General features: G+C 51.4%; 2 protein-coding genes. Both read right to left on the bottom strand.

The window, feature by feature from the left end; all coding sequences use genetic code 11:
* Positions 1-2,403 (bottom strand): MCP four helix bundle domain-containing protein (locus CWO84_RS14965; protein ID WP_205800390.1); only part of this gene is annotated, 2,403 nt, incomplete at its 3' end.
* Between the two features lie 295 nt (positions 2,404-2,698).
* The coding region (locus tag CWO84_RS24995; protein WP_240618065.1) for a methyl-accepting chemotaxis protein at positions 2,699-3,510 on the bottom strand (812 nt) is incomplete at its 5' end.

Here is a 3,510-nt window from a genome sequence, read left to right on the forward strand (position 1 = left end):
CACCGCATCAATACAGGTGTTCAGATTGTTTTTGATGACATTGAAATCACCGTTGTAGGTGTCGGTGATTTTGGCGGGGATCGCGCCTTTAGAGATGTTGTCCACGTACTCGGCCGCCACGTTCAAGGGTCCGATCACCGCATCCAGCGTGTTATTGACGCCTTGGACGATTTTCCGGTAGTCACCTTGGTATTGGCTGGCGTCGGCGCGGGTGGCTAAGCGGCCTTCGATAGCGGCTTTTTCCAAGGCCACCGCTTCGGCCACCATGCTGGAAATCGCGTCGATACAGTTGATCAGGTTGTTTTTGATGGTGTTGAAGTCGCCGTTGTAGTGGTCGGTGATTTTCGCCGGAATCGCCCCGCGCGAGATGTTATCCACGTACTCGGCAGCCACGTTCAAGGGCCCGATTACCGCATCCAGCGTGCTGTTGACCCCTTCGACGATTTTGCGGAAATCGCCTTGGTGTTTCGTGGCATCCGCGCGGGTCGCCAAGCGACCTTCGACGGCAGCGGTCGATAACATATTGGCATCGGCCACCAGGGCGTTCACCGCATCAATGCAGGTGTTCAGGTTGTTTTTGATGACATTGAAATCACCGTTGTAGGTGTCGGTGATTTTGGCGGGGATCGCGCCTTTAGAGATGTTGTCCACGTACTCGGCCGCGACGTTCAAAGGTCCAATCACGGCGTCCAGCGTGTTGTTGACGCCTTCGACAATCTTGCGGTAATCGCCTTGGTATTGGCTGGCGTCGGCGCGAGTGGCTAAGCGGCCTTCGATGGCGGCTTTTTCCAGCGCAGCGGCTTCGGCCACCATGTTGGAGATCGCGTCGATGCAGTTGTTCAGATTGTTTTTGATGGTGTTGAAATCGCCATTGTAGGTGTCGGTGATTTTCGCCGGAATCGCCCCGCGCGAGATGTTGTCCACGTACTCGGCGGCGACGTTCAAGGGGCCAATCACGGCGTCCAGGGTGTTGTTGACGCCTTCGACAATTTTGCGGTAATCGCCTTGGTACTGGCTGGCGTCGGCGCGGGTGGCTAAGCGGCCTTCGATGGCGGCTTTTTCCAAGGCAGCGGCTTCGGCCACCATGCTGCTGATCGCGTCGATACAGTTGTTCAGATTGTTTTTGATGGTGTTGAAATCACCGTTGTAGGTGTCGGTGATTTTCGCGGGGATCGCGCCTTTAGAGATGTTGTCCACGTACTCGGCCGCGACGTTCAAAGGTCCGATCACCGCATCCAGGGTGTTGTTGACGCCTTCGACAATCTTGCGGAAGTCGCCTTGGTGTTTCGTGGCATCCGCGCGGGTTGACAGGCGGCCTTCGACGGCTGCTTGCGACAGCATGGCGGCATCATTTACTAAAGCCTTGATGTTATTGCGAACTAAATCTATGGTTTCATTGATAAATCGCTTTTTGCCAGGCAATTTTTCAACATCGGCTTCGAGATTACCTTTGCCAAACTCCATGAAACACTTTATGGCCATTTTTTTCACAGCAATATGACCGTTAACCATGTCGTTAACGCCTTTGGCGACGGTCTTGAAACTACCGTGGAATTTTTGTTGATCAACCACTACATCAATATCGCCTTTTTCATGTTCAGCGGCCATATGATCCATCTCGGCTAATAGCGCTTTGATGTTATCGCTCAACTGCTTCATATTGGCCATAACACTGCTGTTATCGCCGGCTTTGAGTTGAATAACGGTGGTCAAATCCCCTTGCGAGATTTTATAAGCCAAATCCGCAACAAAATCCGGTTCGCCACCCAATTGCCGTGTCAGGGTTCGGGCAATGAAAAAACCCAAGGTGCCGATAGCCAGTATCGTTAGCGCTGTAATAATGACGGAAATGGTAATGGCGCTGGACTGAATCGAAACTGCTTCGTTCGATGAGTTTTTACCCAGACGCTGGTTATATTCGCTATGATTTTTGAACGCATCCAACAGCTTATCAACCACAGGCTGATTGCCCATCATCACAGTTCGGGCTTCGGCATTTTTATTCTGCCTGGATAAATCACGAATTTTGAGCCGTAATTTGTCGTATTCCGCCAAACTAGCTTTATCGTCCTGTAACAGTTTTTTGTCCTCATCATCGGTCAAAAGCTTTTCATAGTCGCTCAAAAGCTTATCGATATTCGCGCGTTTTTCGTCGATTTCTTGCTCGACGCCGGCCATGGCCGTATCGTCGGTTTCCGTTAAATGCTGCCAGACGTGCGCGCGGACTCCGGATATCTCCCCAACAATATCGTTAAGCAACAACACACTAGGCAAGGTATTGATAGTATTGAAGTTGGTGGCGGTATACACTTTGTCGATCTGCACATAGTTGAAGCCGGCCAGACCAGCCAAGCCCAACACAGCGGAACCGATTAATAACAACAAACGTTGTGTGACTGTCATTTTTTTAACCCTCATGCAATTTAAAATTTTGATTCGCTCACGCGCTCCGTAAGTACCGCATCCTCTAAAAGCGCGGACTTCAAGTCGCCACGCTGCCAACTTCCCTTTTAGTCGCCAGTAGATTATTAACCAGGCCTTTAAACTCCCTGATTCCGTGATTCCCGCGTAAGCTGAAGTCCAGCGTGAAAACTGGGTTTGCGCTTACACGGGAGCGACGATATTTGAGGGCAGGGTTAATAAAAGTTGATACCAGCTTTTTCTAGCTCATAAAAACCAGCTTGAGATGGCTCCGATTTTATAAATGTGCTTGTTTTTTTAACGTCACAATGGCAACACTGACTTGGCTGGAGGCCAATGCAAACGCGCTGCCCGCATCTAACAAGGACTCGGCGGTTTCATATTGGCCACTATTAATCACCTCGGCCACTTTTCCGGCTTCGCGATGAAACTGCGCATGTTTATGCAGACAGTCCTGAAAACCCGACAAATGTTTGTATTGCTTTTGACCGCCACCGTGCAACCATTTACCCAACTTGCAGCAATCGTCCCGGCCAATGGTGACGGCATCCATGTGCTCGTGTTGGCTGATACCCCGGCGCAGTTTCACCTTCCACTCGCTGTGCGCTTGAATGGCGGCATCCAAGTCAATGGCGTCATCCTCTGTGGTTTTCGCACTTGCCTGTTTCGCACTTTCTGAGCGACGCGATGTTGTTTGGGTTGCAGAGCGGCTAGCAGCATGTCCGGAAGAGGTGATTTTGAAAAAGCTCATCAAACTTTGTAGTTGTTCCGTTTGCCCCATCATTTCTTCCGCAGTAGCCGCCAACTGTTCGCTGGCGGATGCATTCTGCTGAGTAATCTGATTCATCTGGTTCATGGCATTGTTAACTTGGCTGACACCGGCGGATTGTTCTTGGGAGGCGGCGGCAATCTCCTGCACCAAGTCGGAGGTTCTGGCTATGCTGGGTACGATTTCATCCAGCAGCTTGCCCGCACTTTCCGCAGTCTCGACGCTGTTTTCGGCCAACTCGCCAATCTCCTGCGCCGCCACTTGGCTGCGCTCGGCCAGCTTGCGCACTTCCGCCGCCACCACCGCAAAGCCTTTGCCGT

The sequence above is a fragment of the Methylomonas sp. Kb3 genome (genome assembly GCF_002834115.1).
Lineage (GTDB): Bacteria > Pseudomonadota > Gammaproteobacteria > Methylococcales > Methylomonadaceae > Methylomonas > Methylomonas defluvii.